The organism is Micromonospora sp. DT43 (assembly GCF_049841645.1).
GTDB lineage: Bacteria > Actinomycetota > Actinomycetes > Mycobacteriales > Micromonosporaceae > Micromonospora.
This window is the reverse complement of record NZ_JBNCKR010000003.1, coordinates 528,899-555,163: the sequence shown is the minus strand read 5'-3', so window position 1 is coordinate 555,163 and position 26,265 is coordinate 528,899. Positions and strand designations below refer to the sequence as shown.

Annotated in this window: 21 protein-coding genes and 1 pseudogene; 7 read left to right on the top strand and 15 right to left on the bottom strand. The window is 72.3% G+C overall.

The features are described 5' to 3' along the window. The first annotated feature begins 1 nt into the window (after position 1). The 4 genes from ACLQ26_RS10325 (at position 2) to ACLQ26_RS10310 (ending at position 3,266) form a co-directional block, all read left to right on the top strand. On the top strand, positions 2-442 hold the full coding sequence (locus tag ACLQ26_RS10325; RefSeq protein WP_393294496.1) for a MarR family winged helix-turn-helix transcriptional regulator: 441 nt from the start codon (positions 2-4) through the stop codon (positions 440-442). A 142-nt stretch (positions 443-584) separates the two neighbouring features. Continuing rightward, positions 585-2,189 carry an MDR family MFS transporter gene (locus ACLQ26_RS10320; protein WP_425744211.1) on the top strand — a complete coding sequence of 535 codons (1,605 nt, stop codon included), beginning with the start codon at positions 585-587 and terminating at the stop codon, positions 2,187-2,189. A gap of 9 nt (positions 2,190-2,198) precedes the next feature. After that, the gene (locus tag ACLQ26_RS10315) at positions 2,199-2,693 is read left to right on the top strand and encodes a universal stress protein (RefSeq protein ID WP_425744210.1); all 495 of its coding nucleotides are present in this window, start codon (positions 2,199-2,201) and stop codon (positions 2,691-2,693) included. A 42-nt stretch (positions 2,694-2,735) separates the two neighbouring features. After that, positions 2,736-3,266 carry a DinB family protein gene (locus ACLQ26_RS10310; protein ID WP_425744209.1) on the top strand — a complete coding sequence of 177 codons (531 nt, stop codon included), beginning with the start codon at positions 2,736-2,738 and terminating at the stop codon, positions 3,264-3,266. Positions 3,267-3,272: 6 nt separating this feature from the next. Here ACLQ26_RS10310 and ACLQ26_RS10305 read toward each other — a convergent pair whose 3' ends face one another. The 3 genes from ACLQ26_RS10305 to ACLQ26_RS10295 form a co-directional block, all read right to left on the bottom strand. Beyond that, positions 3,273-3,893, bottom strand: coding sequence for an HAD family hydrolase (locus ACLQ26_RS10305; protein ID WP_425744208.1), 621 nt, complete (start codon positions 3,891-3,893; stop codon positions 3,273-3,275). Beyond that, the gene (gene smc / locus ACLQ26_RS10300; protein ID WP_425744207.1) at positions 3,893-7,507 is read right to left on the bottom strand and encodes a chromosome segregation protein SMC; all 3,615 of its coding nucleotides are present in this window, start codon (positions 7,505-7,507) and stop codon (positions 3,893-3,895) included. The genes ACLQ26_RS10305 and smc overlap by 1 nt, the downstream gene beginning before the upstream one ends. A 358-nt stretch (positions 7,508-7,865) precedes the next feature. Then, complete coding sequence (locus ACLQ26_RS10295; RefSeq protein ID WP_007456482.1) at positions 7,866-8,060, bottom strand: hypothetical protein; 195 nt, start codon at positions 8,058-8,060, stop codon at positions 7,866-7,868. A gap of 375 nt (positions 8,061-8,435) precedes the next feature. Between ACLQ26_RS10295 and ACLQ26_RS10290 the strand changes: the two genes are divergently transcribed. Together ACLQ26_RS10290 and ACLQ26_RS10285 are read left to right on the top strand one after the other, a co-directional pair. Continuing rightward, positions 8,436-9,677: a CAP domain-containing protein gene (locus ACLQ26_RS10290; protein ID WP_425744206.1), complete on the top strand. Its 1,242-nt coding sequence runs from the start codon at positions 8,436-8,438 to the stop codon at positions 9,675-9,677. Between the two features lie 116 nt (positions 9,678-9,793). Continuing rightward, positions 9,794-10,636, top strand: coding sequence for an endo alpha-1,4 polygalactosaminidase (locus ACLQ26_RS10285; protein ID WP_425744205.1), 843 nt, complete (start codon positions 9,794-9,796; stop codon positions 10,634-10,636). Between the two features lie 100 nt (positions 10,637-10,736). Here the strand turns inward: ACLQ26_RS10285 and ACLQ26_RS10280 are convergent, their stop codons facing one another. The 10 genes and pseudogenes from ACLQ26_RS10280 to rsmD all read right to left on the bottom strand — a co-directional run bounded on the left by ACLQ26_RS10280 (position 10,737) and on the right by rsmD (position 20,393). Then, on the bottom strand, positions 10,737-12,230 hold the full coding sequence (locus ACLQ26_RS10280) for an MFS transporter (RefSeq protein ID WP_425744204.1): 1,494 nt from the start codon (positions 12,228-12,230) through the stop codon (positions 10,737-10,739). Positions 12,231-12,406: 176 nt separating this feature from the next. Continuing rightward, the gene (locus tag ACLQ26_RS10275) at positions 12,407-14,626 is read right to left on the bottom strand and encodes an MMPL family transporter (RefSeq protein WP_425744203.1); all 2,220 of its coding nucleotides are present in this window, start codon (positions 14,624-14,626) and stop codon (positions 12,407-12,409) included. A 222-nt stretch (positions 14,627-14,848) separates the two neighbouring features. Continuing rightward, a complete protein-coding gene (gene mutM / locus ACLQ26_RS10270; protein ID WP_425744202.1) occupies positions 14,849-15,706 on the bottom strand; it encodes a bifunctional DNA-formamidopyrimidine glycosylase/DNA-(apurinic or apyrimidinic site) lyase in 858 nt (285 codons plus the stop codon). A gap of 265 nt (positions 15,707-15,971) precedes the next feature. Continuing rightward, a pseudogene (gene rnc, locus ACLQ26_RS10265) lies at positions 15,972-16,688 on the bottom strand (ribonuclease III); the annotation flags it as partial. Continuing rightward, entirely contained in the window at positions 16,685-17,668 is a 984-nt protein-coding gene (locus tag ACLQ26_RS10260) for a phosphate acyltransferase PlsX (protein WP_425744201.1), read from the bottom strand. The pseudogene rnc and the gene ACLQ26_RS10260, both read right to left, overlap by 4 nt. A gap of 114 nt (positions 17,669-17,782) precedes the next feature. After that, positions 17,783-17,956, bottom strand: coding sequence for a 50S ribosomal protein L32 (rpmF, locus tag ACLQ26_RS10255; protein ID WP_030335284.1), 174 nt, complete (start codon positions 17,954-17,956; stop codon positions 17,783-17,785). Between the two features lie 5 nt (positions 17,957-17,961). Continuing rightward, the gene (locus tag ACLQ26_RS10250) at positions 17,962-18,525 is read right to left on the bottom strand and encodes a YceD family protein (protein WP_363679398.1); all 564 of its coding nucleotides are present in this window, start codon (positions 18,523-18,525) and stop codon (positions 17,962-17,964) included. 110 nt (positions 18,526-18,635) lie between these two features. After that, entirely contained in the window at positions 18,636-19,133 is a 498-nt protein-coding gene (locus ACLQ26_RS10245) for a hypothetical protein (protein WP_363679396.1), read from the bottom strand. Positions 19,134-19,350: 217 nt separating this feature from the next. Further along, positions 19,351-19,833 carry a pantetheine-phosphate adenylyltransferase gene (coaD, locus tag ACLQ26_RS10240; protein WP_110562457.1) on the bottom strand — a complete coding sequence of 161 codons (483 nt, stop codon included), beginning with the start codon at positions 19,831-19,833 and terminating at the stop codon, positions 19,351-19,353. Beyond that, positions 19,830-20,393 (bottom strand): 16S rRNA (guanine(966)-N(2))-methyltransferase RsmD, encoded by a 564-nt coding sequence (rsmD, locus tag ACLQ26_RS10235; RefSeq protein WP_425744200.1) that lies wholly within the window; start codon positions 20,391-20,393, stop codon positions 19,830-19,832. The genes coaD and rsmD overlap by 4 nt, the downstream gene beginning before the upstream one ends. A gap of 307 nt (positions 20,394-20,700) precedes the next feature. On the opposite strand from rsmD, the gene ACLQ26_RS10230 reads away from it, so the two are divergent. Then, positions 20,701-22,227, top strand: coding sequence for a cell wall anchor protein (locus ACLQ26_RS10230; RefSeq protein WP_425744199.1), 1,527 nt, complete (start codon positions 20,701-20,703; stop codon positions 22,225-22,227). 164 nt (positions 22,228-22,391) lie between these two features. On the opposite strand, the gene recG is transcribed toward ACLQ26_RS10230, so the two are convergent. Both recG and ACLQ26_RS10220 read right to left on the bottom strand, forming a co-directional pair. Continuing rightward, a complete protein-coding gene (recG, locus tag ACLQ26_RS10225) occupies positions 22,392-24,590 on the bottom strand; it encodes an ATP-dependent DNA helicase RecG (protein WP_425744198.1) in 2,199 nt (732 codons plus the stop codon). After that, positions 24,587-26,200, bottom strand: coding sequence for a DAK2 domain-containing protein (locus ACLQ26_RS10220; protein WP_425744197.1), 1,614 nt, complete (start codon positions 26,198-26,200; stop codon positions 24,587-24,589). The genes recG and ACLQ26_RS10220 overlap by 4 nt, the downstream gene beginning before the upstream one ends. Positions 26,201-26,265: the final 65 nt, after the last annotated feature.

The window sequence follows — 26,265 nt, the reverse complement described above, 5'->3', positions numbered from 1 at the left end:
CGTGGACGAGCACCTGCCGGAGCCGATCCGGGCCGTCGAGCACGAGCTGACCGCGTTGCTGCGCCGGGGACGGGCGGTTTCGTGGGAAATCGCCCGGGAGGTGCACCCGCACCTCGAACCGAACACGTACGGGCTGCTGTTGTGGTTGCGGCGCAGCGGATCGATCCGGTTGACCGAGCTGGCGGCGCGGCTCGGCGTCGGCAAGGGGACGCTGAGCCGGCAGATCAACGGCCTGGAGGTGCTCGGTCTGGTGCACCGCGACCCCGATCCGAGTGACAGGCGGGCGGCGCAGATCAGCCTCACCGAGGAGGGCCAGCGCCGCTTCGACGTCGCCAGGTCCGCCCGGCTGGGCGAGTTCCTGCGTGCTCTGGACGACTGGCCGTCCCGGGACGTCGAGGAGTTCGCCCGACTGCTCGGCCGGTTCAACGAATCCTGGAGATGACCTGGCGAGGGTGGGGAATGTCCCAGTCGTCCGCCTGGTTGTTGCTTTAGGCAACCAAAAACGTACGGTTGCCCCAGGCAACTCCCAGGCGGGGATCCGTAATGCGGCCCGCCACCTCTACTCCGCTCGGAGGCACTACACGATGAGCCAGGCGACAGCGTCCCGGGCGCCCGCCGTCGACATGACCCACCGGCAGATCCTGGAGGCCCTCTCCGGCCTGCTGCTGGGCCTGTTCGTCGCGATCCTCTCGTCCACGGTCATCTCGAACGCGCTGCCGCGCATCATCACCGAGCTGCACGGCGGCCAGTCCGCGTACACCTGGGTGGTCACCTCGGCCCTGCTCGCGACCACCGCGACCACCCCCATCTGGGGCAAACTCGCCGATCTGACCAGCAAGAAGACCCTGGTCCAGCTGGCCCTGGGGATCTACGTGCTGGGCTCGGTGCTGGCCGGCCTCGCCCAGGGCACCGGCGAGCTCATCGCGTGCCGGGTGGTCCAGGGCGTCGGCGCCGGTGGCCTCACCGCCCTCGCCCAGGTGATCATGGCGACGATGATCGCGCCGCGCGAGCGGGGCCGCTACAGCGGCTACCTCGGCGCCGTGATGGCCGTCGGCACGATCGGCGGACCGCTTATCGGCGGCGTGATCGTCGACACCTCGTGGCTCGGCTGGCGCTGGTGCTTCTACGTCGGCGTGCCGTTCGCCATCGCCGCGCTCGTCGTGCTCCAGAAGACCCTGCACCTGCCGGTGATCAAGCGCAAGGCGCAGATCGACTGGTGGGGCGCCACCCTGATCACCGCGGCCGTCTCGGTGCTGCTGATCTGGGTCTCCCTCGCCGGCGACCAGTTCGCCTGGGGCTCCTGGCAGACAGTCGCCATGGTCCTCGGTGCCCTGCTCCTCGGCGCGCTCGCCATCCGGGTGGAGACCCGGGCCGCCGAGCCGGTGATCCCGCCGCGACTGTTCCGCAGCCGCACGATCACCCTCGCCGTCGTCGCGAGCGTCGCGGTGGGCGTGGGCCTGTTCGGTGCGTCGATCTTCCTCGGCCAGTACTTCCAGATCAGCCGGGGCGAGTCCCCGACCATGGCCGGCCTGATGACCCTGCCGATGATCCTCGGCCTGCTGGTCGCCTCGACTGTCGGTGGACGGATCATCACGAGGACCGGCCGCTGGAAGCGGTTCCTTGTGCTCGGCTCGGCGCTGCTCACCGTCGGCTTCGCGCTCATGGGCACGCTGCGCGCGGACACCAGCTTCACCCTGCTCAGCGTCTACATGGCGCTGATCGGCGTCGGCCTGGGCCTGACCATGCAGAACCTCGTCCTCGCCGTGCAGAACACCGTCGGCCCGCACGAACTGGGCGCGGCCAGCTCGGTGGTGGCGTTCTTCCGCAGTCTGGGCGGCGCGATCGGCGTCTCCGCCCTCGGCGCGGTGCTCGCCCACAAGGTCAAGGACTACACCGCCGACGGGCTGGCCCAGCTCGGCATCCCGGCGTCCAGCTCCGGCAGCGGCGGCACGCTGCCCGACGTGCACACCCTGCCCGGTCCGCTGCGGGTGGTGGTGGAGAGCGCGTACGGCCACGGCGCCGGTGACATCTTCCTGGCCGCGGCTCCCTTCGCGCTCATCGCGCTGATCGCGGTGAGCTTCATCAAGGAGGTGCCGCTGCGGCAACACAGCGGCAACCCGGTTTCCGGTGCGGCCGACGGGGAATCGAACCTCGTCTCCGGTGTGGTCCGGGCCGGCGAGCAGAGGTGAGGTAGAGCCATGAGCGTGGGAGCGCCGGACCGCGAGGAGTACGGCCCTCGGATCAACCCGCTGCCCTTCGAGCGGGGCACGGACGGCCCGCGGGTGGTCATGGTGGGCGTGGACGGCACCCGTACGTCCGCGCGGGCCGGTGCCTATGCCGCCGGGCTGGCCCGCCGGCAGGGCGCGGCCCTGGTGGTGGTCTTCGTCGGCTCGTCGAGCGGGATCACCTCCCTCGTGCCCGGCATGGACGCCGGCGCGGTCCAGCGCACCCACGACGAGTTGGCCGACGAACTACGCCGGGAGTGCCGGCGTGCCGCCGAGCAGTTGGGCATTCCGGTGACGTTCCTGTGCCGGCGCGGCGACGCGTACGCCGAGCTGTGCGCGGCGGCCGACGAGTTCCAGGCCGACATGGTGGTGGTGGGCGCGTCCGAGCAGGCCGGTCACCGGCTGGTCGGCTCGGTCGCCACCCGGCTGGTCCGCAAGGGTCACTGGCCCGTCGTCGTGGTGCCCTGAAATCCGCTCGCGACTGTCGTACCCGAGCCGCAGGATGGCCCGATGACGACATGGCAAGCACCGAAGATCGATCGCACCCAGGAGCCCCTGGTCGCTGACGAGCGCACCATGCTGGAGGGCTGGCTCGACCACCACCGCGACACCCTGCTGCACAAGTGCGCCGGCCTGACCACCGAGCAGCTGCGCGTGGCGAGCGTCGAGCCGTCCGGCCTCAGCCTGCTCGGGTTGGTCCTGCACATGACCGACGTCGAGCGGTCCTGGTTCCGCCAGTGCTTCGCCGGCCAGGACCTGCCCGACCTCTACGACTTCGACGCCGACAACGACGCCGACTTCCACGCCGCGGCCGACGCCGACGCGGAGGCCGCCTTCGCCGCCTTCCGCGCCGAGGTCGACGCGGCTCGCGCGGTGACCGAGGGACGGTCCCTCGACGAGACGTTCACGCTCCCCCGCAGGGACGGCACCCGCACCTTCAGCCTGCGCTGGGTGTACGTGCACATGATCGAGGAGTACGCCCGGCACAACGGCCACGCCGACCTGATCCGGGAGCGCATCGACGGCGTGACCGGCGAGTGAGCGGCCTCAGTAGCTGAGCGCCGCCCGCAGGTAGCGAAGGTCACCATGGCCGCCCCAGCGGTGCGCCGACAGCCCGGCGGACCGGGCGCCCCGTACTGCCCAGTCCTCGTCGTCGACGAAGAGCACCCGGGCCGGCGGGGTGGCAAGCGCCGCGCAGGCGGCCTGGAAGTACTCCGGGGCCGGCTTGTGTACCCCGAGCGCCGAGGAGTTGACCACCACGTCCAGTTCGCCGACCAGGCCGAGCGTGGTGAGGTCGGCGTCGAGCAGGTCGGTGGCGTTGGTGGCCAGGCCGACCCGGACACCGGCGGCACGCACCTCCCGGACGAAGTCGAGCACCTCGGTGTCGACCTCACCGCGGTAGCGCTGCCACTGCTGAACCGCCGACCGGGCCCGGTCCGCGCCACCGGCCGGCTCGGCCAGGGCGTCTGCCACACTGCTCATCCAGTCGGCGTGGCTGACCTGGCCGGTGAGCACCGGCTGGAGACGGCCCCACTGCATGGCGATCTCGCTGAGCACACCGTCGGCGAGGCCGTACTCCCGCTCCACCCCGGCGGCCACCGTCAGGTCGAACCGACGCAGTACGCCGTCCAGATCCAGCAGGAGCGCCGTCGCGCGTTCCCGAGCCACTACCCGTTCTCCTCGCCGCGGCGGTGCCGCCTGTCGTCCTCGTCGGCCCGGTTGAGCCGTTGGCTGATCACCTGGGTGACCCCGCTGCGCATGGTCACCCCGTAGAGCGCGTCGGCGATCTCCATCGTCCGCTTCTGGTGCGTGATGACGATCAGCTGACTCTTCTCCCGCAACTGTGCCAGCAACGTGATCAGCCGGCCCAGGTTCACGTCGTCCAGGGCCGCCTCCACCTCGTCCATGATGTAGAACGGGCTGGGCCGGGCGCGGAAGATCGCCACCAGCATCGCCACCGCGGTCAACGACCGCTCGCCACCGGAGAGCAGCGACAGCCGCTTGATCTTCTTGCCCGGCGGGCGGGCCTCGACCTCGACGCCCGTGGTGAGCAGGTCCTCGGGGTCGGTGAGGATCAGGCGTCCCTCACCGCCCGGGAAGAGCACCGTGAACACCTGCTCGAACTCACGGGCCGTGTCCTCGAACGCGCTGGCGAAGACCTCCAGGATCCGCTCGTCCACGTCCTTGACCACGGTGAGCAGGTCCCGCCGGGTCGCCTTGAGGTCCTCCAACTGCTCGGAGAGGAACTTGAAGCGCTCCTCCAGCGCGGCGAACTCCTCCAACGCGAGCGGGTTGACCTTGCCGAGCAGGGCCAGTTCGCGTTCCGCCTTGGCGGCCCGCTTCTCCTGCACCGGCCGCTCGTAGCGGACCGGCTCGGGCACCGGCAGCCCGTCGCGCTCGGCCGCCGCCACGTCCACCTGGGTCGGCGGAACGGGCTGGGTGGGGCCGTACTCGGCGACAAGGGTCTCCACGTCCAGCCCGAAGTCCTCGGCGGCCTTCGCCTCCAACTGCTCGATGCGCAGGCGCTGCTCGGCTCGGGCCACCTCGTCGCGGTGCACCTGGCTGGTCAGCCGCTCCAGCTCCGCGCCGAGCCGCTTGGCCGCTCCGCGTACCTCCTGGAGTTCGGCCTCGCGGGCGGCGCGCTCCCGCGCGACGGCGTCGCGGTGCTCCTCGGCCGCCGCGATCGAGGTGGTGAGGCGGGTGAGCGCCTCCCGGGCGCCGCCGGCGACGGCCCGGGCGATGCCCGCGCCCCGGATGCGCGCGGCCCGCCGGGCGGCGGCGCGTTCCCGGGCGGCCCGCTCCGCGGTGGCCTGCCGGGCCAGTGAGTCGGCCCGGCCGGCGATCGAGGAGACGCGCTCCTCGGCGGTACGCACGGCGAGCCGGACCTCCATCTCGTTCTGCCGTGCCTGCGGCACCATCGCGGCGAGCTGGTCCCGCTCCTCGGTGGAGGGCTCGGCGTCGATCGGGGTGTCCTCGGCCAGTCGCAGCCGCTCCTCCAGCTCGTCGAGCGTGGCGAGGTCCCGCTGACGGGCCGCCTCGGCGCGGGCCCGGGACTCGCCCAGCCGGTCGGTCTCCGCCTTCGCCGAGCGGGCCGCCGCGCCCAGCTCGGCGAGCCTGCGGGCGGCGGCGTTGCGGTGGCTCTCCGCCTCGCGCTTCTCGGCGGCGGCGTGCTGCACGGCCTCCTTCGCGGCGGCCACCTCGGCGCGCGCCTCGACGAGCTGATCGCGTAGCTCCGCGCCGGAGTGTTCGGCGGCGAGCCGGTTGGTGCGGGCCTCCTCGACGGCCGCCTGCACCTCGATGTAGCTGGGGGCCTTGGCCGACCCGCCGGCCGCCGCGTACGCCCCGACCACGTCCCCGTCCGGGGTGACGGCCCGCAGCTCGGGGTTGCCGGCGACCAGCTCGGCCGCGGCGGCGAGATCGTCGACAAGCGCCACGTCGCGCAGCGCCCGGTGCACGGCCGGACGAATGTCGGGCGTGCACTCCACCAGGTCGGGGGCCCAGCGGGCGCCGTCGGGCAGCTTCGGGCGCAGCGCGTCGACGGAGCCGGTCATGCCCGGTCCGGCTGGGCTGCCGACAAGCAGACCGGCCCGGCCGGCATCGGAGATCTTGAGCAGTCGCATCGCCTCGACGGCCTCGTCGACCCCGCTGACGGCGACCGCGTCGGCGAGCCCGCCGAGCGCGGCGGCCAGCGCGGCCTCGTGCCCCGGCGCGACGGTGAGCAGCCCGGCGAGACTGCCGAGCAGGCCGGGTACGTCGCCGGCGCGGGCGAGCAGCGCTCCCGCGCCGTCCTTGCGCCGCAGCCCGAGGGCGAGCGCCTCTTCGCGGGCCTTCCAGGTGGCGGCGTCCTTCTCGGCGGCCCGCTCGGCGTCGGCAAGCGACCGGACGGTCGCCTGCGCCCGCTCCTGGACGGCGACCGCCTCGGCGTGCCGGGCGTCCAGATCGGCGTTGTCCCGGTCCGCCTCGGTGGACTGCGCGGCCACCGTGTCCAGATCGGCCTGCGCCTGCTCGGCGCGGCCCAGCGCGTCGGCGTGCGCGACGGCGAGGCGTTCGATCTCCTCGCCGGCGCTTGTGGTCCGGGCGCGGGCCGAGTTGACCTGGCCGGTGAGGCGGGCCATGCCCTCGCGCCGGTCGGCGATGGCCTTGGCGGCGGCGACCAGCTCCCGCTCGGCGGCGGCGAGCTGCCGTTCCAGCTCCTGGCGGTGCTCGACCGCCTCGGCGAGCCGGATCTGGTCGTCGGTAAGCGCCGCGCGCAACTCCTCCTCCTGCTCGCGGACCCGCTCGGCCTCGGCCTCCAGCTGGTCGGGGTCGCGGCCGGGCCGCTCGTCGTCACCGGTGGCGCTGAGGTGCCGCAGCCGCTCGCGGGCCAACTGCTCGATCGAGCGGAAGCGCTCCTGGAGGGCGGAGAGCCTGTACCAGGTGTCCTGTGCGGCGGCGAGCAGTGGAGCGTCCTCGGCGAGGGCGGCCTCCAACTCGCCGAGCCGGCCCTGCACCTCGGCGTGCTCGCCCTCGATCTGCTCACGCCGCTCCCGCAGCGCGGTCTCGTCGGCGATCTCCCGGTCCAGGGTGGTCCGCAGGGTGGCCAGGTCGTCGGCGAGCAGTCGCAGTCGGGCATCGCGCAGGTTGGCCTGGATGGCGGCGGCACGCCGGGCCACCTCCGCCTGCCGGCCCAGCGGCTTGAGCTGGCGGCGCAGCTCGGCCGTGAGGTCGGTGAGCCGGTTGAGGTTCACCTGCATGGCGTCGAGCTTGCGCAGCGCCTTTTCCTTGCGCTTGCGGTGCTTGAGGACGCCTGCCGCCTCCTCGATGAACGAGCGGCGGTCCTCCGGCTTGGCGTGCAGCATGCCGTCGAGCCGGCCCTGGCCGACGATGATGTGCATCTCCCGGCCGATGCCGGAGTCGGACAGCAACTCCTGGATGTCGAGCAGGCGGCAGGAGTTGCCGTTGATCTCGTACTCGCTCTCGCCGGAGCGGAACATCCGGCGGGTGATGGAGACCTCGGTGTACTCGATGGGCAGCGCGCCGTCGGTGTTGTCGATGGTGAGGGTGACCTCGGCCCGGCCCAGCGGCGCACGGCCGGCGGTGCCGGCGAAGATGACGTCCTCCATCTTGCCGCCGCGCAGCGCCTTGGCGCCCTGCTCGCCGAGCACCCAGGCGATGGCGTCGACGACGTTGGACTTGCCGGAGCCGTTCGGGCCCACCACGCAGGTGATCCCGGGCTCCAGCTTCAACGTCGTGGCGGAGGCGAAGGATTTGAAGCCCTTCACCGTCAGGCTCTTGAGATACACCTACTCGATCCTCGTCCGGTGGCCGCCGTACCGTCGCCGGCTGCGGGGACCTGGGTGAACCCGCAGACTAACCCGGTGGCGGGACCGACCCGGCACGCGACCCGCCCCGGGCCGTGTCGGCGGCGGGCACGGCCGAGCGCGCTGTTGTCGCTGCGACGACGGAAAAGACAAACGCCTTTCATGATCGGCCCGCCGGTCGAGGCGTTTCGGCGAAACCCCGGGTGCGGTTATCGCGAGGCCAGCCACAAGATCACAAATGGTCGGGCGCGAAAGGCGCCGGACAGCGTTGCGCGCCGGCACAGAGGTGTCGGCGCGCATTTTTGCGGTGGTGCTGCGATTCAGTTTTCCGACCCGAAGATCAGGTCAGCGCCGGCTCGGCGAGACGGAGCAGATCGTCCGCTTCCGCCGCAGCCGCCGCGAGCCGATCATTGTCGGCACGCAGACGCGTGATCTCGAACTCCAGTGCCTGAACCCTGGCACGCAGTCGGGTGACCTCGTCGAGCAGACGCCGGTCGGGCGCTGCACCTACGTGGCCGTAGAGGGCCTTCGCCATGCTGACTCCTTGATATGCGCTGCCGGAAAGGCCGGCCAAACGCGCGCCCAATTTTGTACGCGGCTGTCATTCCAGCTGTATCTGGGCATGACCGGGCGCGACTGGCGACACCTATATATTGAGCCGCAAACCCCTCCTTCGTCAAGTTCTCGCAGGCCGTAGATCATCTCTACGTCGACCTGTCCACTTGTCGGGGGGGCTGCCGCAAGGCACGGACACGCTCTGTCCGGACACCTTTACTGTACGCCCGGATTCGGGGAAGTCAGCGCCTTGACGTCCGACTTGCTCTTAACTCTTCCTTAGCCACGTTGCCGCAGGTCGCGGCCGAGTCGTAGCGTCACCCCGGCCCGCAACCGACCCCGTGGAGGCAAAGGCGTGTACGGCAGGACCGACCCGATGGACCCGAACGGCGCCCCCCGGCGCGCCGAGCGGCCGACCGACGAGCCGGACTGGCTGCGCGACCGCCCGGAGCCCCGCTCGGCCTACCTCTTCGGGGACGACCCCGACCAGCCCGGCGACGAGTGGCACCGCGCGGAGCCCACCGCCCGCTGGCAGCCCGCGCCCCCGGCCGCACCGGTAGAGGCGCCCGGCACCGGCTGGCCGGGCCACGAACGCGGTGACGAGGCGACCGGCGGCTGGCGCGCCGACCCCCGGCCCGCCGAAGTAGACGACGGATGGCGCAACGAGGCCGACGCGCAGACCACCGGCGGCTGGCGTACCGGGGCCGACGCGCAGACCGGCGGCTGGCGCACCGGGGCCGACGTGCAGACCGGCGGCTGGCGTACCCAGGCCGACGCGCAGGCCACCGGCGACGCGCAGGCCACCGGCGGCCGGAGCGGTGCCGGTCGGCCCGGCGAGGGGCGGCATCGCTCGCCCCGGCGCTGGCGTCGCCCGCTGATGATCGGCGGCGCCGCCGCGGCGGCCACCCTCGTGGTGAGCGTCGGCGTCGGCGCGCTCGCGATGCCCCGCGGCGACGGCCCGGCCGACGAACGCACCGCCGTCGACGACACCGTCGCCGCCGCGCCCGCGGACCCGACCGGCCAACCGGCGGGCGACACCCTTGTCGCACCCTCCCCGACCAGCTCGGCCAGCCCGGCACGGCCGAGCCCGTCGCCGAGCAGGGTGGTCAAGCCCACCCCGGCCGCCTCGCGCACCACCGCCACGTCCCGACGCACCGCCGAGCGCAGCAAGGCCCCGAGCACCACAGGTGGCTCCGGGAGCACCGGTGGCACCGTCGGAACCCAGGCCCAACAGGTGGTGGACCTGGTCAACGCCGAGCGGGCCAAGGCCGGCTGCAAGGCGCTGAGCGTCGACGACAAGCTGATGACCGCCGCCCAGCGGCACAGCCAGGACCAGGCCGACCACCAGAACATGACGCACACCGGCAGCGACGGCAGCGACACCGGCGTCCGGCTGGACCGCGTCGGCTACGCCTGGCGCACCTACGGCGAGAACGTGGCGTGGAACCAGAAGACGCCCGCCGCCGTGATGGACGCCTGGATGAACAGCTCCGGGCACCGCGCAAACATCCTGAACTGCGCGTTCACCGAGATCGGCGTCGGCATCGCCAACAGCAACGGGCCGTACTGGACGCAGGTCTTCGCGGCGCCACGCTGAGGGCGCGTCTCCCGCGCTCGCGCGCTCGTTGGACCCGGTGAGGTACGCCGGGCCGGACGTGGGGGCGGCGTACTGGTGAGGGTGGCGACGGGCCGCCCGGGACCCGGGAGCTGCCGATGCGGATCCGGCCGCGGCGACGTGCCGCCGTACGCCCGCTGCGCCGGATCGCGTCGGCCGGCGTCGCGCTCGTCCTGGTGGTGCCGGCGTACGGGTGCCGGCGCGAGCTGACCCCGCCGGGCGCGCCCACCCCGTGGCCTGCCACGCAGGCTCGCCACTGGCGGTGGCAGTGGCAGCTCGACGGCCCGCTCGACCCGACTGTGGACGCCGACGTCTTCCTGCTCGACCCGGTGACCACCACCGCCGCGCAGACGGCCGACCTGCGCGCCCGTGACCGGCGGCTGATCTGCCAGGTGCCCGTCGGCTCGCTGCGCGCGACCGACCCGGACGCCAGCCGGGTGCCCGCCGCCGTGCGGGGCGCGGCCGGCCCACAGCCCGGCAGCCGGTGGCTGGACGTGCGGCTGTGGGACGCGTTGGAGCCGGTGCTGGCCGACCGGTTCCGGCTGTGCCGGGGCAAGGGCTTCGGCGCGGTGGCGCTGGCCGACGCCGACGGCTACGCCCACCGCAGCGGCTTCCCCCTCGGCTTCGACGACCAGTTGCTGTTCAACCGCCGGCTGGCCCAGTTGGCGCGCTCACTGGATCTCTCCCCCGGGTTGGTCAACGACGTGCCGCAGCTCGCGGCGCTGGCACCGGACTTCGACTTCGTGGTGAACGAGGATTGCGTCCGGCTGGACCAGTGCGCAAAGCTCCTGCCGTTCGTGGACGCGGGCAAGCCGGTCTTCCACGTCGAGTACACCGGGTCGACCGACGACTTCTGCGTCACCACCGTCGGCTACGGCTTCGCGTCGATCCGCAAGGAGCGGGCGCTCGACGCCTGGCGGGAACCCTGCGCGTTGCCGTGACCTGCGATCGCGTCGAGTGCGCGGTGGAGGGCGACGCGTCGGTGCCCCCGTCCGAGGTCGCGAACGGGGGCACCGACGGCGGGGTCAACCGGTGGTGGGGTCAGCCGGTGGTGGACGGGCTGCGCTCGTCCGCCGTGCGGGGGGACGGCACCTCGGCCTGTTCCGCGCTGAGCGGGGTGGCCAGGTTCTCCAGCGACTGTCCCTCGGCACGGACGCCGAGCGCCATCTCGACGAGCCCACCAATGATCATCACGATGGCGCCGATCACGAAGGCCAGCACCGTGTCGTCGACCTTGCCGGTACCGACCAGCTTCGAGAAGAGCAGCGGGCCGGTGATGCCACCGGCGGCCGTGCCGATCGCGTAGAAGAACGCGATGGCCATGGCGCGGGTCTCCATCGGGAAGATCTCGCTCACCGTCAGGTACGCCGCGCTCGCGCCGGCGGAGGCGAAGAAGAGCACGATCCACCAGCAGGCGGTCATCGTGGTGGCGCTGAGCGAGCCGTTGTGGAACAGCCACGCGGTGCCCAGCAGCAGCAGGCCGGAGAGCACGTACGTGCCGGCGATCATCGGAACCCGGCCCACCGTGTCGAAGAGCCGACCCAGCAGCAGCGGACCGGCCAGGTTGCCCACCGCGATCACGGCGAAGTAGTAGCCGCTGTTGCCCGGCTGCACGTCGAAGAACGTCTCCAGGATCTGGGCGAACCCGAACGTGATCGCGTTGTAGAGGAACGCCTGCCCGATGAACAGCGAGAAGCCCAGGATCGCGCGCTTCGGGTAGCGGGCGAAGAGCGTCCTCGCGATCGACACGAAGTTCGTGCTGCGACGCTGCCGGATGGTGATGTAGTCGTCCGCCTCGGTGAGTTCCCGGCCGGTCTCCCGGTGGACCTCGGCCTCCACGGAGTCGACCAGTTCGTTCGCCTCGTCTGCCCGGCCGTGGATGAACAGCCAGCGTGGACTCTCCGGGACGTGTCGGCGGACCAGCAGGATCACCACGCCGAGGATGGCGCCCAGGCCGAAGGCCACCCGCCAGCCGAGATTGGTCGGCAGGCCGTTGAGCAGCGGCACCGTCAGCAGGGCCCCCATCGCGGCGCCCAGCCAGAAGGTCCCGTTGATGATGATGTCGATGCGGCCGCGGTGCCGGGCCGGAATCAGCTCGTCGATCGCCGAGTTGATCGCCGCGTACTCGCCGCCGATGCCCATGCCGGTCAGGAACCGGAACAGGAAGAACCACCAGGTGTCGAAGGAGAGCGCGGTCAGCGCGGTGGCGACCAGGTACAGCCCCAGGGTCAGCAGGAACAGCTTCTTGCGACCGAACCGGTCCGTGAGCCAGCCGAAGAAGAGCGCGCCGGTGCAGGCGCCGGCCACGTAGAGGGCGGCAGCGAGCCCGGTGACCTGGCTCTGGGTGATGTCCAGACCGCTACCGGGCTCGGCGAGCTTGCCGGACAGGTTGCCGACGATTGTCACCTCGAGGCCGTCGAGGATCCACACCGTGCCCAGACCGATGACGATCATCCAGTGCCAGCGGGACCACGGAAGGCGGTCGAGCCGGGCGGGAACGTTTGTGCGTACGGTGCCGGTCTGCACGTTGCTCATGGCGTACTCCGGCGGGGTTCGGTATCCCCCGGCGCGTCGGCCCGCGGGAGGGCCGCCGGGGTGCGCTGTTCGTCCATGCCGGGCCAGATGCCCCGCCCTCAGCCTGGTTAATCCTGCGGTTCCGATGCGCCGGCTGAGGCCGGGCCGCGGTCGCGGCCCGGCCTCAGCGGGGTGGCTCAGGACACCGGCACCAGCTCCGGCGCGGGGGCCGGCGGCTCGGTGGGGGCGGGCGCCGGGCGTCGCCGCAGGAACCGCGGGGCCCACCAGTTGGCGTCACCGAGCATGGTCATCAGGGCCGGCAGGACCACTCCCCGGATGATCGTGGCGTCCAGCAGGATCGCCGCCGCCAGGCCGATGCCGAGCTGCTTCATGTCGATGGTGCTCAGCGTAGCGAAGATCGAGAACACCCCGACCATGACGATCGCCGCGCTTGTCACCACCCCGGCCGACGAGGTGATGCCGTACGACACCGCGTCACGGTTGGACATGCCGGCCCGGACCCCCTCGCGGATCCGGCTCACCACGAAGACGTGGTAGTCCATCGAGAGGCCGAAGAGCACCACGAACAGGAACAGCGGCAGCCAGGAGACGATCGCTCCCATCGACGTGAAGCCGAGCAGCCCCTCGGCCCACTCCCCCTGGAAGACCAACACCAGCAGCCCGTACGCGGCGCCGGCGGAGAGCAGGTTCAGCGCGATCGAGCTGGCCGCCACCACCACCGAGCGGAACGTGAGGGTCATGACCAGGAACGTGAGCACCAGCACGAAGCCCATCACCAGCGGCAGCTTGTCGCGCACGTGCGACGCGTAGTCCTCGCTGTCGGCCACGCTCCCGCCGACCGCGTACTCGATCCCGGGGATCCCCCGCAGCTCGGCCGGGACCAGGTCGGCCCGCAACTTCTCCAGCGACTGCACCGACCTGTCGTCCCGGCTGGCGTACGGGGTGGCGACGTCCAGCACCGACACCCGCCGGTCGGCCGACACCTTGATCTTCGGGCCGTCCGCCTCGATGGGGGCGAACAGCGGGTCGCCGCCTGCGCGGCCGGCCAGGTCGGTGAGCGCCGCGTTGACCCGGTCGGCCTGCTCGGCAGGTGCCCGGACGGCCACCACGTGGTTGGTGCCGGTGCTCGGGAAGGCCGCGGTGAGCCTGTCGTACGCCTGCATGGCGGGCGTGGTGCGCGGCAGGTCCTCCATGCCGGGGAACTTCAGCTTCATGCCGAGCGCCGGCGCGGCCAGCGCGAGCAGCAACCCGACCGAGATGACGAGCGTGACGACCGGGGCGCGCAGCGCCGGCCGGAGCAGCGCCGGCCAGAGCCGGGGCGTACGCGGCTCGCCGTGCCGACCGGTGCGCGGCGCGGTCAGCCGCCAGAGCAGCGGCACGCGGGGCCTGTCGACCCAGCGGCCCAGCCTGGCCAGCAGGGCCGGCAGCACGGTCAGCGAGCCGGTCACCGCGACGGCGACCACCAGGATCGAGCCGACGGCCAGGGACGAGAACACCACGTCGCCGGCGAGGAACAGCCCGGCCATCGCGATGATCACGGCGAAGCCGGAGACCACCACGGCGTGCCCGGAGGTCTCCGCGGCGATCTCCACCGCGTCCAGGCCGGAGCGGCCCTTGGCCCGCTCCTCGCGCTCCCGGCGGATGTAGAACAGCGAGTAGTCGACCCCCACCGCCATGCCGATCAGCAGGATCACCGGTGCGGTCGTGTCGGTGGCCGGCACCAGGTGCGAGGCGAGTGTGGACAGGCCCATCGCGGCGGCGACCGAGGAGAGCGCGAGCAGCACCGGCACGCTGGCCGCGATCAACGCGCCGAACGCGATGATCAGGATGGCCAGGGTGACGGGCAGGCTCAGCAGCTCGGCGCGCTCGAAGTCCTTGCCCAGGGTGTCGTCGAGCGCCTGGCCGATCGACGCCCCGCCGACCTGCTCGACGCGGAGCTGCGGGTGCGCGTCCTGCACGGTGGCGGTGGCGTCGCGCAGCGGCTGCACCCGGTCCGACGCGGTCTCCGGGTCGCCGGACATGGTGATCGGCAGCAGCAGCGCCGACCCGTCCCGCGCGGTGACCGGCGGGCCGATCTCGGCAACCCCGGTGACCGTACGCAGTCGGGCCGCCGCGTCGTCGGCGGCCGCCTTCGCCGCCGCCGGGTCCAGGGCGCCACCACGTGGCGTGATCAGGACGTTCTCCACCGCCGGGTCGTCGAAAGCCCCGTCGTCCACGATGATGCTGGCACGTCCGGCCTCGCCGATCGCCTGGTCCCCGCTTGTGGCCTCGCTGAGGCCGGCGGCGTTGCCACCGACGAAGCACACCGCCACGAACACGACCCACATCGCGATCGCCCGCCACGGATGCTCGGCGCTCCACCGTGCCATCCGCACCGTCACCGGTCTGTTGCCCATCTCGTGTCCCCCTGTCACGTCGACCCCCTGTCAACGCTGCTGACGTTAGGGGCGTGACGAGGCGGTCACATCGGGGAACGGCCCCCGTCCACCCCGGAGTCGGTCCGCGCAGGGCGGCGGGTCCGCCGGACGGGCATCAACCGGCGATTCGGGCGTACGCCGGGGTGTGGCCCGGAGGGTTCGGCCGCGACCCGCCGGCACCGACCCGGAGTCGACTCCGGGTCATCCCCGAAGGGCACCCCGAGGCCGGGGCTGGCAGCGCGGGCAGCTGTACGAGGAGCGGTTCATGAACGACTCGCGGCGGATCGGCGCTCCGCACCGCCGGCACGGCTCGCCCTCGCGGCCGTAGGCGTTCAGAGCCCGGTCGAAGTAACCGCTCTCGCCGTTGACGTTGACGTAGAGGGCGTCGAAGCTGGTGCCGCCCTGTGTGATTGCCTCGCCGAGCACGTCGCGGACGTGACCGAGCAGACGCTGCGCGGCCGGCCCGGTCAGCGCGTCGGTGGGGCGGGCGCCGTGCAGTCCGGCGCGCCAGAGCGCCTCGTCGGCGTAGATGTTGCCCACGCCGGAGATCAGGGTCTGGTCGAGCAGGGCCCGTTTCACCTCGGTTCGCCGCCGACGCAGCGCGGCGACGAACGCCGCGTCGGAGAACTCCGGGTCCATCGGGTCGCGTGCGATGTGCGCGATCTCCGCGGGCAGGTCCGCGCCGCCCTCGCTGACCGCGAGCCCGCCGAACGTGCGCTGGTCGACGAAGCGCAGCTCGGGCCCGTCGTCGGCGAACCGGAACCGGACCCGCAGGTGGGTCTCGTCGGGAGCGCCAGGCGGCTGGAGCAGCATCTGGCCGGACATCCCGAGGTGCCCGACGATGGCGTCACCGCTGTCGAGCGGCAGCCACAGGTACTTCCCGCGACGGCGGGCGTCCAGCACCGTGCGGCCGACGAGCACGTCGGCGAAGTGCGCGTCACCCGGGATGTGCCGCCGGACGGCGCGTGGGTGCCGGACCTCGACCGAGGCGATCCGTCGGCCGGTGACCCACTGGGCCAGCCCCTGCCGGACGGTCTCCACCTCGGGCAGTTCAGGCACGGCGTACACCCGTCTCGCGACCACCGGTCGGAGCCTCGGCATCGCGGGCCGCACCGGTCCGGGCACCGGCGTCGCGATCGGCGGTCGGGGCGCCGCCGTTTGCCGACGTCGGCGGCTCGGGCGCGGCCTGCTGGTCCGCGACGTCGGCCGGCATGACCTGCGCCAGGTGGTCGGCCTCCTCGGTCCGGGCCGCCTGCTCGGCGCTCTCCAGCGGCCCGAACGACTCGCTCGGGTCGTCCCCGTCCTGCTGGTCCTTCTGGTTGTTCTGCTCGTGCTGGTCCGTGAGCATCCGCCAGGCCGCCTCGGCGGCCCGCTGCTCGGCCTCCTTCTTGCTGCGCCCCTCCGCGCCGCCGTACCGGTTGCCGGCCACCACGACCCAGGCCGTGAACGTCTTGAGGTGATCCGGTCCGGTGCCCTCGATCCGGTACTCGGGCACGCCGAGACCGAGCGCGGCGGTCAACTCCTGCAGGCTGGTCTTCCAGTCCAGGGCCGCACCTCGGCCGGCCGACTCGGCCATCAGCGGGTCGAAGAGCCGATGGATCACGATCCCGGCGGTGTCCAGCCCGTACTGCAGGTAGATCGCGCCGAGCAGCGCCTCCAGGGTGTCGGCGAGGATGCTCGCCTTGTCCCGGCCACCGGTGGTCTCCTCACCCTTGCCGAGCAGCAGGTACGCGCCGAGGCCGTCCGGGCCCAGGCCACGGGCCACGTCGGCGAGCGCCCGCATGTTGACAACGCTCGCCCGCAACTTCGCCAACTGTCCCTCGGGCAGGTCCGGGTGGTTGCGGAACAGCGCAGTGGTGATCACGACGCCGAGCACCGAGTCGCCGAGGAACTCCAGCCGCTCGTTCGTGGGCAGACCGCCGTTCTCGTACGCGTACGAGCGGTGGGTCAGCGCGCGTTGCAGCAGGTCCGGTTCCAGGCTGACGCCGAACGCGGCTTCCAGATGACCGACGGACGCCCGCCGCCGCTTGTCGTTGCTCATGTGCGTACCTCGGTGTCGGTGGAGCGGTCGGTGCGGTCCGTCGCGGCGTCGCCGTCGAGCAACGCGGAGACCAGTTCGGTGGCGCGCCGCCGCCACAGGTGGGCGGCGAGAGCGATGCCGGTGGCGACGTCGTCGGCGCGAGCGGAGCCGTGACAGACGACTACCGTTCCGGCGACGCCGAGCAGGGCGGCGGCCCGGGGCGCGCCGCCGCCGACGGGCGGGCCGCCGGCCATCGCGTACGCGCCCTCGATCGCCTTGAGCAGCACGTTACCGGTGAAGCCGTCGGTGACCACCACATCGGCGCGCGCGCCGAGGGCCACGTCGTACCCCTCGACCAGGCCGACGTAGCGTGCCCCGCAGGGCAGCGGTTCGACGGCGAGCAGGGGGTCGGTGGCGCGGCGTACCCGGTCGCCCTTGCCGGCCTCGGTGCCGACCGAGAGCAGGCCTACCCGCGGCGCGACGACCGAGTGGGCCACCGCGGCGTACGCGGCGCCGAGCACGGCGTGCCGGGCCAGCGTGGCGGGGCGGGGCTCCAGGGAACCGCCCACGTCGAGCAGCACCACAGGCCCGGCGACCGCGGGCAGGGTGGCGACCAGGGCGGGTTGGCGGATCTCCGGCCAGCGGCCGAGACCGAGCACGGCGGCGGTGACCGTGGCGCCTGTCGCGCCGGCCGAGACGAGAGCGTCGGCGGTGCCGTCGCGGACGGCGGTGACGGCGGCCCGGACGGTGCTCTCCGCGCGGGCGGCGCTGGGGTGGTCGGCCATGCCGACGGCGGAGCGGACCGGGCGGACCGTGATCCGGGAACGCTCGGCCGGGGCGAGGGCAGCGATGAGCGCCTCGGCGACCTCGGTCGGGCCGACGAGCAGCAGGTGCAGATCGGGATCGGCGCGCACGGCCCGCAGAGCGCCGTCAACCACGACGGCGGGAGCGTCGTCCCCGCCGAGGAGGTCAACGGCGATCCGCGCGGTGCCCGGCTCCATCGGAACACCGGCCGGGTTGGGCCGGCCGGTGTCGGAGGGAGCCGGGGCACCGGGCGAATGCCAGGGTGCGCGCGCCGCCCGACCTGGGGTCGGGGGCGTCACTCGGCGTCCAGGTCAGACCTCGAGAACCTGGCGGCCGTTGTAGGTGCCGCAGACAGAGCAGGCGGCGTGCGGCAGCTTCGGGGACTTGCACTGCGGGCACGCGACGGTCGCGACCACTGTCGCCTTCCAGTTCGCCCGGCGGGACCGGGTGTTGCTGCGCGACATCTTGCGCTTCGGGACGGCCACGGTTCTTACTCCTCTGTAACGGTCAGTTGCGACAGGCCCGCCCAACGCGGGTCGATCTGCTGGTGACTGTGGTCGGCCGGCAGATCGTCCCAGTGCGCCCCACATTCGGGGCACAGTCCTGGGCAGTCCTCCCGGCAGAGCGGGTTGGTCGGCAGCGTGAGCACCAACGCGTCCCGCAGCGCCGGCTCCAGGTCGATCAGATCGCCCTGCATCCGGCCCACCTCGTCCTCGTCGGTCGTGGCGTCCGTGGTGCTGTTCTCGTACGCGTACAGCTCCTGGAGCGTCACGGCCATCGATTCGTTGATCTCGCGCAGGCAACGCCCGCACTCGCCCCGGATGGGACCGGTGATGGTCCCGGAGACGAGCACGCCCTCGGACACCGACTGCAACCTCAGATCGAGGTCGAGGTCCGCGCCCTCCGGCACACCGATCAACTCCACACCGAGGTCCGCCGGTGCCGGCACGACCCGCTGGACCTCACGCAACGCGCCAGGGCGACGCGGCAGGTCCCTCGTGTCGAGGACCAGCGGCGCCCTGGGGTCGAGTGTCGATGGCGAGTGCTTGGGCATAGTCAGACTCCGGCCGGTGAGAGGCCGACAAAAAAGGTTACCTGGGCGACCGCCGGACCGTCGAACCGGGGGGACGCCTGCGGTGAGAATGTCGGCTGGTGAGGTGCCGCTCAGAAGGGTAGCGGGCGTTCCGCCTCATCCCCACCGAAGGTACCGATCTCCCGCAGCGCGTGCATCTTGTCCCGGCCACGCTCTATCGAGGCGAGAGCCCGGGTGAGGAACTGCTCGAAGTTGGCCAACGCGGTGTCGACGTAGTCGTCGACCTCCTCGCGCAGGCGCTGCGCCTCGGCACGGGCCTCGGCGATGATCCGGGCGCCCTCGTGCTCGGCCGACACGGTGATCTCGTTCACCGACACGAGGCGGGCGTGTTCTGCCTCACCCTCGCTGATGATCCGGTCCGCCTCGCGCTTACCAGCGTCCATGATCTTGTCCCGCTCGTCCAGGAGCGCGGCAGCCCGACGCAGGTCGGCGGGCAGGTCGGCGCGCATCTCGTCCAGGGCGGCGATCACCTCACCCCGGTCGACCATGCAGTTGTTGCGTGACATCGGGACGGAGCGCGCCTGCTCCACCATGGCGATCAGTTCGTCGATGCGGTCGAGCGGGTCCACCGGTACCTCACTCCTGTCGTTCGTCGGCCGACCTCCATGATGCGGGCCACGGCCGGGTTCCTGCTCGACCAATCATGTCGTGCCCGCCCCACCCACGCCCCCCTCACCCCAACCCGGCGAGTCGCGACATAGTCACTCCCCGCCAATCGCGCACTTCTGATCGCGCCAAACTACCCGCAAAGGGACACTCCGGGAGCGGTGGGCGCGCGATCGACGGTCAGGGGCGGGGGCCCAGGCGGGCCTGGAGGGCTTCGCGGACCGGGTCCGGGACGTGGGCGGAGATGTCGCCGCCCCACTTGGCCACGTCCTTGACGAGACTTGAGGAGAGGAACGAGTAGAGCGGGTTGGTCGGCATGAAGAGCGTCTCGACACCCGCCAGCCCGATGTTCATCTGGGCCATCTGCAACTCGTAGTCGAAGTCACTGACCGCCCGCAGCCCTTTGATCAACACGCTCGCCTGCTGGGCGCGACAGAAGTCGACAAGCAGCCCCCGGAACGACTCGACCCGTACGTTGCCGTACGAGGAGGTCACCTCGCGGAGCATGTCGATGCGCTCCTCGACGGTGAACAGGCCGCTCTTCGACTGGTTCACCAGCACGCCGACGATCACCTCGTCGAACAGTCGGCTGGCGCGGCCGATGATGTCGAGGTGTCCGTTGGTGACCGGGTCGAACGAGCCGGGACACACCGCACGTCTCATGATCGGCGACCGTACCAAAGGGTGGTCTCGCCGTACCGGCGACTGCGCTCGGGGGTGATCCCCTCCACCCACTCGAACTGCCTGGTCCGGCGGGACCGCTCCACCACCACCAACGCGTCCGGCGCCAGCCAGCCCCCGTCGACGAGCGTCGTCAGCAGCGCGGTGATCTCCGCGTCCGGCACGACGTAGGGCGGGTCGGCGAAGACCACGTCGTACGGCCCACCGTCGGGCCCGGAGGCCAGCACCGTCGCCACCCTGGCGGTGACCAGGCGGACGGCGGGACCGGCCCGCAGGGTCGCCACGTTCTCCCGGATCACGCGCGCCGCCCGCGGATCGGACTCGACAAGCAGGACGTGCCGGGCGCCCCGGGACAGCGCCTCCAGCCCGACCGCGCCGGAACCGGCGTACAGGTCGGCGAAGCGCGCGCCGTCCAGGTCGACCTCGGCCTCGACGGCACTGAACAGCGCCTCCCGGACCCGGTCGGAGGTGGGTCGGGTGCCGGCGCCGGGCGGCGCGGCGATCCGCCGGCCCCCGAGCGTCCCGGCCACGATCCGGGTCACCGTCTCCTCCTGCTCATGGCCCCGACGCTACGCGACCCCCTGGACCAGCCATCCGACACGGTCGGTACCGCCACGAGGACGACGTGATCACTTCTCGTATATCAATGATCTCAAGTTCATAACATCCGTCTTAGCAAATCCTGAGCGCTGTATCACGCGCGGCGATCTCGCTAGGGTCTGCCGGGTGCCGGCGGCCAACCCACCGGCCCACGGCTCGGGAGGGCGCCTCACCGATCGGACGTGCAGTGACCGTCCACTGTCGCTCCCGTGCCACACCCCTGACGCTTCAGCACTCCAGGAGTACCCCGTGATCCGTCCCAAGCTGTCGCTCCGGCGACCGCTGGCAATCCTGGGAGCCGCCCTCGTCGGCCTCACCGGGGTCGCCGCGGTGGCCACCCCAGCCAGCGCACACCACACCGAGATCAGTGCCACCGTCGGCTGCGACCGGCTCACCGGCGAGCGCGTGATCACGTGGAAGGTGGAGAACAGCGAGACCAACAAGGACGCCACGCTTCAGACGGTGACCACCACCCCGGGTACCCCGGTAAACGTGCTCACCAAGACGGCCAAGGCTGTACCGCTGCAGGGCTACGTCATCGACCAGGGCAGCTCTGTCAAGGCCGAGCAGCGAGTGCCCGCCAACACCACCACGGCGAACCTCAAGGTGTACGCCGAGTGGCTGGTGGACGGCGTCAAGACCGCCGACAACACCAGGGACAAGACGATCACCATTGGTGCCGACCGGTCCTGCGCGCCGGCGCCGACGTGCGTCGACGTCAACAAGGCCAAGTTCAGCCACACCTTCGACGGTCCGAAGGGCACCGCCACCGTCAAGCTCGACGGTGACCTGCCGCTCTGCGGTGACGGCAAGCAGTACTTCACGCTGGTGTCCTACTTCGCGCCCCGGCCGCAGTTCGCCACCCCGCAGTACGTCTACGGCACGCCGGACAGCGACTTCGTCAGCGCCAAGCAGACCGAGATCACGCTGAACGTCGAGATCCCGGACTGCCACACGCAGGTCGACCTCATCTGGGGCGACAAGGACCAGGTCATCGACGAGATCGTCGACGGTGGCAAGCGCTACGACAACATGAAGCTCGGCTCCCCCGGCGCCCCGGGCAACCGGTCCAAGGGCCCGCAGGGCTGGTACAACGGCGGCAGCAAGAGCTGCGTCACCCCGGCCTCGACCTTCGCGTCCAAGTGCGACGGTTCGGTCGCCGTCTCGCTGAGCAACGACGGCAAGATCAGCAAGTACGCCGTCGAGTTCGAGGTCAAGGGCGAGAACGGCTTCACCAAGAAGGTCTCCGTCGCGCCGGGTAAGGCCGACAGCAGCATCGTGGTGCCCGCCGCCGATGCCGGCAAGATCGAGGTGCTGGTCGACGGCAAGGTCATCGAGAACGGCACGTACTCGTGGCAGCGCCCCGAGGACTGCCCGCTGCCGGCCGTCACCACCAAGGCCGACTGCAAGGAGTTCGCCCTCACCGTGACCAACCCCGAGGGTGGCCTCCCGGTGAAGACCACCTTCACCTACGGCGACAAGACCGAGACCCGTACGGTCGCGGCCGGCGCCTCGGAGACGGTGACCTTCAAGGCCGGCAAGGACAAGACGGCGATCGTCGCCCTGCCGGACATGGACCTGGAGCTGGAAGCCATCTACACGCCGGAGGGCAACTGCGGCGGTAGCGGTGGCGGTGGCGGCGACGACGACGAGCCGGGCCTCCCGGTCACCGGCGCGGCGGCGGGCGGCATCGCCGCCGGCGCGGTCGCCCTGCTGATCGCGGGCGCGGTGCTCTTCGTCATCGCCCGTCGGCGTCGGGTGACCTTCACCGCCTGACCTGACCTGCGCTGAAGCCCGAGGGCGCGTCGACCACCCGGTCGACGCGCCCTCGGTCGTTAACCGCGACTCGGGATCACTGAAACCGGGGTGTCCCCTTGGCAGGGACACCCCGGTTTCCTGGAACTGGAGTGGATCAACGGCCCAGGTCGGCCCGGCGGGCTTCAGCCCTTCTCCAGGTACTCCGCCCGGTCCTCGTCGACAAGGGCCGCGACCGACGCGGCAAGCGCCGGGTTCCGGGTCAACTCCGGATCCTCCTCGATCAGGGTGATCGCCTCGGCCCGAGCGTCGCGGATCAGGTCGGCGTCGCGTTTCAGGGACAGCAACCGCAGGTGCGAGCGATGACCGGACTGGGTGGCGCCCAGCACGTCGCCCTCGCGGCGCTGCTCCAGATCCAGCTCGGCGAGCTTGAACCCGTCGCCTGTGGAGGCCACCGCGTCCAGCCGTTCCCGCGCCGACGAGCCCTCGGCGGCCTCGCTGACCAGCAGGCAGAGCCCGGCGGCGGCGCCCCGGCCGACCCGACCGCGCAACTGGTGCAGTTGGGAGACACCGAACCGGTCGGCGTCCAACACGATCATCACGGTGGCGTTCGGCACGTCCACACCGACCTCGATGACCGTGGTCGCCACCAGCACATCCAGGTCACCTGCCGCGAAGGAGCGCATCACCGCGTCCTTCTCGTCGGCGGGCAGACGACCGTGCAGGACCCCGATCCGCAGACCGTGCAGCGGCCCCTCGGCCAGCAGCGGGGCCACCTCGGTCACGGCGAGGGGCGGCCGGCGGCCGTTGTCGTCCTCGGGTGGCGGCTCGTCCTCCGACGCAGGCCCCTCACCGATGCGCGGGCACACCACGTACGCCTGGTGGCCGGCGGCCACCTCCTCGCGCAGCCGACGCCAGGCCCGGTCCAGGAAGGCGGGCTTCTCGGCGGCCGGCACCACGTGCGAGGCGATCGGCGACCGGCCCCGGGGCAGTTGGGAGAGGGTCGACACCTCCAAGTCGCCGTAGACGGTCATCGCCACCGTGCGCGGGATCGGGGTGGCCGTCATGACCAGCGTGTGCGGCGGCTGGTCGGCCTTGGCCCGCAGGGCGTCGCGCTGTTCCACACCGAAGCGGTGCTGCTCGTCGACCACCACGAGACCCAGATCGGCGAAGTCGACGCCCTCGTAGAGCAGCGCGTGGGTGCCGAGCACGATCCCGGCGTTGCCGCTTGCCACCTCGCCGAGCGCCCGCCGGCGGGCCGCTGCCCCCAGCGAGCCGGTGACCAGCTCGACCCGGGTGGCGTACTCGGCGGAATCCAGCTCACCGGCCCGCCCGAGGGGCCCCAGCAGGTCGAGCATGCCCCGGTGGTGCTGGGCGGCCAGCACCTCGGTGGGTGCCAGCAGCGCGGCCTGGCCGCCCGCGTCGACCACCTGGAGCATGGCCCGCAGCGCCACCACCGTCTTGCCCGAGCCCACCTCGCCCTGCAACAACCGGTGCATCGGGTGCGCAGCGGCCAGGTCGGCGGCGATCTCCCGGCCGACGTCCTGCTGACCGGCCGTCAGCTCGTACGGCAGTCGCGCGTCGAACGCGTCCAGCAGCCCACCGGCGCGCGGCGGGCGGGGGCGGGCCGGCCAGTCGGCGGCCCGGTGCTTGCGCTGCACCAGTGTCAGCTGGACGGCGAACGCCTCGTCCCACTTGAGCCGGTGTCGGGCCCGGTAGAGCTCCTCCTTGCTGGACGGCCGGTGGATCTCGCGCAGCGCGGTGCCCAGGCCGACGAGTTTGCGGTCGGCCCGCACGCTTGCCGGCAGCGGATCCTCCGGCGGCGTGAACGTGTCCAGCACGACCCGTACGCAGCGGGCGATCACCCAGGTCGGGACGGCCGCCGCCGCCGGGTACACGGGGATCAGCGCGCCGGCGAACTCCTCGATCTCGTCGCTGACCGCCGCCTCGCCCTCACCGCCCTCGCCGAGCAGGACGTACTCCGGGCCGTTGAGCTGACGCTTGCTGCGGAACTCGGTGACCTTGCCGGCGAACAGCCCCCACCGACCCGGCCGCAGCTCGCGTTCACGCCACGCCTGGTTGCCGAAGAACGTAAGCGTCAGCAGGCCGCCGGAGCCGTCGCCGACTGTCACCTCCAGCAGGTTGCCCCGGCGTTGACGCATCGGCCGTACGGCGGTGCGCTGCACCTGGGCCAGCACGGTGACCTGCTCGCCGACGTCCAGCGACCGGATGTCGGTGTGCTCGCCGCGCTCGTCGTAGCGGCGCGGGAAGTGGTAGATCAGGTCACCCGCGGTGTGCAGGTCGAGGTGGGCGGCCAGTGCCTTGGCCGTCTTGTCCCCGACGAGCTTCTTCAACGGCGTGTCGACAGTGGCCGGCTCGCTCATTCGACCCCCACCAGGAGCGGATAGAACGGCTGACCGCCCGGGTACGCCTGCACCTCGACGAACGGCCAGCGCCGCGCGACGTGCGCGCGGACGGCATCGGTGAGCCCGGCGGGGGCGTCCACCCCGGCCAGCAGGGTGACCAACTCCCCGCCGCCGCCGAGCATCCGGTCGACCACGGCGGCGCAGGTGTCGGTGAGGTCGGTGCCGATGAGGTGCACCTCCCCCTCGACAAGCGCCAGGACGTCGCCGGGACGGCAGGGGCCGGCGACCGTCAGCGCCTCCCGGGTGGCGTGGCAGACCTCGGCGTAGCGGCAGGCGCCGGCCGCCTCGGCCATCGCGATCACGTCGTCCTCGAAGCGGCGGGTGCCGTCCCGGACCGCGAGGGCCGCGAGGGCCTGCACCGGCGACCGGGTCGGCACCACGCTCACCTTGATGCCGTGCCGATGCGCCTCGCGGGACGCCGCGCTCGCGACCGCCTCGGCGTTGGGGTCGTTGGGCAGCACCACCACCCGGGCCGCTCCGGTGCTGCGCACGGCGTCCAGCAGCTCACCTGTGGACGGATTGCCGGGCACCACGGTCGCGCCCTCGGCGGCGAACAGCTCGGCGATCCCGCTGCCGGTGGCCACCACCACGGCGGCCCGACCGTCCTCGGTCGGGCCGACGGACGGCTCCGGCTGGTCGGCGAAGCGGGTCACCGAGATCCGGTACGGGCGGCCGGCGGTCACCCCCGCCTCGACCGCCGCGCCCACGTCGTTGACGTGCACGTGCACGTTCCAGGTGCCGCCCGGTGCGCGCCCGTCGCCGACGACGACGAGCGAGTCACCAAGCGCCTCCAGTGTCCGGCGCAGCACGGCCACCGCGTCGGGGTGCGCGTCGAGCAGGAACTGCACCTCGTAGGCGTACTCCTCGGAGCCGGTCTCCCGCGCGACGGTGGCCGCCGGGCGGGCGGTGCGCGGCGGCGGCGCGAGTGCGCCAGCGCTCTCCCCGGTGAGCACCTCGACCAGGGCGTCGAGGAGGACGCAGAGCCCCCGGCCGCCCGCGTCGACGACGCCCGCGCGGGCCAGGGCCGGCAGTTGCTCGGGCGTGCGGGCCAGGGCCTCGGTCGCCGCTCGCGCCGCGCCGCGGGCCACCGCGGGCAGGTCGTCGCTGCCCGCCTGCTCGGCTCCGGTGGCGGCCGCGGCGACGACGGTGAGCAGGGTGCCCTCGACGGGACGGCTGACGGCCGTGTACGCGGCGACGGTCGCGGCCCGCAGCGCGACGGCCAGGGCCCGCCCGCGCACCGCCGGCACGGCGACGACGGCGTCGGCGAAGCCGCGCAGGATCTGCGAGAGGATGACCCCCGAGTTGCCCCGGGCGCCGAGCAGCGCCCCCTGGGCCATCAACCGCAGGACGTGCCCGTGGGCGGTGGGGCCGCTGTCGGGGAGGGTGTCCAGGTCCATCGAGAGCGCCTGCTGGGCCGAGGTGAGGGTGAGCACCAGGTTGGTGCCCGTGTCACCGTCGGGCACCGGATAGACGTTGAGCTCGTCGATCTCGCCCTGGTGGCGCTTGAGCGCGGCCAGCCCGCTCGCACACCAGCGGCGGACCGCGGCGGCGTCGAGGGTGTCCAGCACGGCCAGAAGCCTACTGTTGCGCACCGACACGCGCCGGGCTCGTCCGGCGTGTCCGTCCGCGCCCG